Annotated in this window: 6 protein-coding genes; 2 read left to right on the forward strand and 4 right to left on the reverse strand. The window is 48.4% G+C overall.

The genetic code is table 11. The features are described from left to right. Positions 1–365, reverse strand: a 365-nt coding sequence (locus tag Q0277_RS00480) for a hypothetical protein (protein ID WP_297994392.1), incomplete at its 3' end; no start/stop codon positions are given. Positions 366–1355: 990 nt separating this feature from the next. On the opposite strand from Q0277_RS00480, the gene Q0277_RS00485 reads away from it, so the two are divergent. Beyond that, on the forward strand, positions 1356–1556 hold the full coding sequence (locus Q0277_RS00485) for a hypothetical protein (protein WP_297994395.1): 201 nt from the start codon (positions 1356–1358) through the stop codon (positions 1554–1556). On the opposite strand, the gene Q0277_RS00490 is transcribed toward Q0277_RS00485, so the two are convergent. Beyond that, positions 1540–2592, reverse strand: a complete 1053-nt coding sequence (locus Q0277_RS00490; protein WP_297994400.1) for a HAMP domain-containing sensor histidine kinase — start codon at positions 2590–2592, stop codon at positions 1540–1542. The two genes, Q0277_RS00485 and Q0277_RS00490, sit on opposite strands and share 17 nt — an antisense overlap. Continuing rightward, a complete protein-coding gene (locus tag Q0277_RS00495; RefSeq protein ID WP_297994402.1) occupies positions 2589–3269 on the reverse strand; it encodes a response regulator transcription factor in 681 nt (226 codons plus the stop codon). The genes Q0277_RS00490 and Q0277_RS00495 overlap by 4 nt, the downstream gene beginning before the upstream one ends. Before the next feature lie 98 nt (positions 3270–3367). Here Q0277_RS00495 and Q0277_RS00500 point away from each other — a divergent pair, with 98 nt between their 5' ends. Beyond that, positions 3368–4045, forward strand: coding sequence for a CsgG/HfaB family protein (locus tag Q0277_RS00500; protein WP_297902493.1), 678 nt, complete (start codon positions 3368–3370; stop codon positions 4043–4045). On the opposite strand, the gene Q0277_RS00505 is transcribed toward Q0277_RS00500, so the two are convergent. Beyond that, the coding region (locus Q0277_RS00505; RefSeq protein WP_297994405.1) for a hypothetical protein at positions 3977–4423 on the reverse strand (447 nt) is incomplete at its 5' end. The two genes, Q0277_RS00500 and Q0277_RS00505, sit on opposite strands and share 69 nt — an antisense overlap.

Genomic DNA, 4423 nt, shown 5'->3' on the forward strand with positions numbered 1-4423 from the left:
CAAAGGCGCAAAATATGCCCAAAGACAATATCGACGCAGCTATCAAGCGCGCAAGACGCCAAGATTGCCGCGAGTAAAATTTTACGTAAAATTTTAAGCGATTTGACTTTAGGCGAAGCGTAGATTATATGCGCGCAAAGAGCTATAAAATAGGCACCTGCGACAAAATCAAAAAATATGTAATAAGCGAATTCTCCAAATATCCCCAAATCATAGCCGCTTCCTAAAATTTTTTCATCTATGGCATATAGCGCGCCGAATTTCGCCGCTAAAAATATAGCCGCAAGCAGGATCGGATGTAGTAGCGCCCTGCCTGCAAGCAGGTCCGCATAAATGCGTCTCAGGAAATCTATCAATCTTTTCACGTTAGGCTCCTTTGAGATTTCGCCATTTGCGGCGTCTCTCGTGAAATTTTCGCCGTTTGGTTTAAATTTGATCTTAAATCGGGATAAATTTTAGCTTGAGAGCTTTTAAAAATCGCTTAGCGGCAAAGGCGTAAATTTGCGCGATTGAGAGAGGGTCGCGTATTTTAAAATCCGCACCGTTCAAATCATTTTCCTATCGCAAGCTGTTTTGCGAGCGAGCACATATTGCAAAAGGCGCGGACGAAATAGGGCGAAATAGGCTCGTTCGTCCGCTAGTAGTATTTAAAATTTTATTCGATTTTTAGTTGCGCGGCCGCTTTATTCGCGGCGATGTGTTTGCGCACAGCGAGGTTTGTGTGCGGCCGGCTAGCCTGCGGTATGGATTTGTACGTAGTGAGGTTTGCGTGCGTGGCGAGCGGATTAAAATTTTAGTTTAGATAGTTAGCGCAGGTGCGCCCCTTTTCGCAGCGGATGCGAAGTAGGGCGCAAATTTCGTAAATTTTATAAATTATTTCGGCGGATCGCCTAGCTCAAAGCGTAAAATTTACGCACCTATAATCACAGCCGATAAAAGCCCCCATAAAATGGCTTCTATCGCTAACACTGAGTGAAGTACGGCCTTACTCATCGCTTCTCCTTTGTTTTTAATTTTATTGTTTGCCGGGCTCGGGCCGCTAGGGGCGTACCCGATCGATCTATAGGCGGGATTATATAAGGTGATTGTGTTCTTAATGTGTCTTTTAAAATTTACGGCGAAATTTTTACCGCCTGTCGTAAAGTGCGAGCGGCGGCAGATTTCAGGCAAAATCCAGCTACCTGTGTTAAGGCGCGGCAAATTTAAGCGAGCCTGCCGCCCGCCGTAATGCGCGGTAAAGTTGTAAAGGGCGGCAAAGTCGCAGCGCGCGGTAAATTTAAAGCAGAATTCCGACCTCGTCGCGGCGCGCGAGGCGTCCGCGGCAAATCGATATAAAATTTAAAGCAGAATTTTATGTGAATGCGGCGCGCGACACACCCGCGCTTTTTTACGTCATCAAAGCTTGCATTGGCGTAGCTTGCGCCGTCAGGGCCCGTATCGTCAAAGCTTGCATCGGCGCGACTTTGCCTGTGGGGCAAAATTTTACGGCGAGCTATGAATTGCAAGACGCAGATCATCCGCACCGTCTTGATCTGAAATTTAAAGCGGAATTTTAACGCGCGCCTCGGTTCCGACGTCGGGTTCGCTTTCGTATTCGATCCGCCCGCCTAAAATATCGAGCGCTCTGCGTACGATGCTAAGCCCAAGCCCGCTACCAAGCTGTTTGTGCGATTCCTCGCACTGATAAAATCGGTCAAAAATTTTATCCAGCTTCTCGCGCGAGATGCCGATGCCTTCGTCTTTGATGCTCACCTGCGCAAAGCCATCGCAAGCGCAGCAACAAACGAAAATTTTACCGCTCGGCTGCGAGTATTTAAGCGCATTTTCGATCAAATTTCGCCAAATTTGATTTAGCAGTCCCGCGTTTGATCGCACGCTAAGCGGCGATAAATCTAGCTCAAACTCGTGCCCTTCGTAGCTTTGGCTTAGCGATATGATGCATTGTCGCAGTTGCTCGTCGATACGTACCGCTTCATCTAGGCGGATCGCCGCGCCGCTATCAAGTCTCGTTAGCTTTAGCATGTCGGTGCAGAGCTTGCTTAGGCGGTTTGCTTCCGCGCCGATCGAGGCTGCGTATCGCACCGCGCGCTCCTCGCTCACGCCGCCCTCTATCATCTCGCTTAACGCGGCGATCGAGGAGATCGGCGTTTTCATCTCGTGCGAGACGTTTGAGACGAACTCCTTTTGCAGTTGCTCGTGCTTTTGCAGCTTCTGCGCCATTTTATTGACGTTTACTACGAGCTCGTCGAGCTCGTGCATATAGACGTAATCGGTGCGATGTCCGTGTAGCTTGCGCTCGGCGCGCGCCTCAAAATCGCCGTTTGCGATCGCGGTGATCGCGTCTAGTAGCCGCTTGATCGGGCGGAATAAAATTTTAAGTCCGAAGTAAAGCAGGGTAAAATTTAGCGCCATCGTGATTAGACAGATGATCGCGCACAGCGCCACTCCGTCCCAAAACCCGCCGATCTTGCCGCCGATGCCTATGTAAAAAAGCATGCAAACCGCAAAGCAGACGATGAAATTTATCACGCCGAATGCGAGCGAAGAGTAAAACGCGATGAAGCTTTTAAGGCTGATGAGGTATTTTTTCACGCTCGCTCCTTTTTTACGGCTTTGTAGCCGAGCCCGCGCACGGTGATTATCTCAAAATCTTTGGAGTTTTCGAATTTCGCCCGCAGCTTTTTGATGTGCGTATCGACGACGCGCTCGTCGCTGTCCGTTTCGTAACCCCAAATTTCGCTCATTATCTCAAATCTCGTAAAAATTCTGCCCGCGTAGCTTAGCAGCAAAAACAAAAGACGAAATTCCTTCGGCGCTAGGCTTATACGCTCGCCCGCCGCACGGACGCTAAGCGTATCATAGTCAAGCTCGCTTCCGCCGATGAGAAGTCGCTTTTCGTTCGCGATCTTTGCGCGTCTTAGCAGCGCATGCACGCGCAGCACGAGCTCTTTTAAATTTATCGGCTTGCTCATATAATCGTCCGCGCCGCTTTTAAAGCCCGTCTGCATATCCTCGATCTCGCTTTTTGCCGTTATAATCAGTATCGGCTGGCTCTTGCCGTCGCGCCTAACGTATCTGCTAAGCTCAAAGCCGTCCATCTTAGGCATCATCACGTCCGAGATGATCAGATCGAAGTGCGCCTCATCCAGTGCCTCTGCCGCCTGCTTGCCGTCGAAGGCGCAGCTCACGCTAAAGCCCTCATCAAGCAGCTTTTCCCTTATCGCCGAGCTCAAAGCCTCGTCGTCTTCGACTAGTAAAATATTAAGCATAATCGCTCCCGTTTTGCTAAATTTATGCGCTTAAATTTATACATAAAATTTTAAGAAACAATGAGATATTATACGTAAATTTTTTCAAGGAGTAAAGAATGAATTTCAAAAAAACCATATCGGCTGCCGTTATTGCGGCTTCGGTGCTGGCGCTATTTAGCGGATGCGCGAAAGAAAGCTCTCGCGTAGTGCAAACCCCTACGGTAGCGAGTCTAAATACCAATTACTCTGGCGAGAGGATCGCCGTGTCGGTAGGACGCTTTAACAACCAGTCCTCTTACAACAATGGGGTGTTCTCCGACGGGGAGGACAGACTGGGCAACCAAGCGCAGACAATTTTGATCTCAAGCTTACAACAAACAGGACGTTTCTCGGTGCTTGATCGCACGAATATGCGCGCCATCAAAGAGGAAAGCGCAATCTCCAAAAGCGCACAAAACTTAAAAGGCGCCAGATACGTTATCACCGGCGACGTGACTGAATTCGGCCGCAAGACGACCGGAGATCATCAGCTGTTTGGAATTTTAGGCAAGGGAAAGACTCAAACCGCGTATTCTAAAGTAAATTTAAACATCGTTGACGTCAGAACGTCCGAGGTGGTCTTTTCGACCCAGGGCGCGGGCGAATACGAGCTATCAAACCGCGAAGTGCTAGGTTTCGGCGGCACTGCGGGCTATGATTCGACGCTAAACGGCAAGGTGCTAAGCCTAGCGATCATCGAAGCGGTCAATAATCTCGTAAACGGCCTTGAAAACGGCGCGTTTAAAGTAAGATAAGGATAAAATTTGAAAGCGAGCAGCCCACGCATCTTGCAGCGCCCGTTTGGCAATCGCAAATTCGCTATCCGCATGACCAGGGTAGATATAGGCTACTGCTTCATAAAATATTTTTGATAATGTTTCATATATAACAATATCATTTGCTTTGTGGATACTCACCATCATCAATGTTATAATGAGTAGATTCCATACCACACCAAAAAGCCAAAATCTAACATTGACAAACGGATGGGCCTCTTCCTCCAAACTGAATAACCCCCAAAAAAATTTGGGCTTTTTCCGCTTAATCCGCCAAGCCAATTCCCGCCGATACCAAAGAAAAACAAAGGAAAGCAACAACAACGGGAAAAACGCGTGCCAAAAGGCATAAAGCAG

It is taken from the genome of uncultured Campylobacter sp. (assembly GCF_938030815.1).
GTDB lineage: Bacteria > Campylobacterota > Campylobacteria > Campylobacterales > Campylobacteraceae > Campylobacter_B.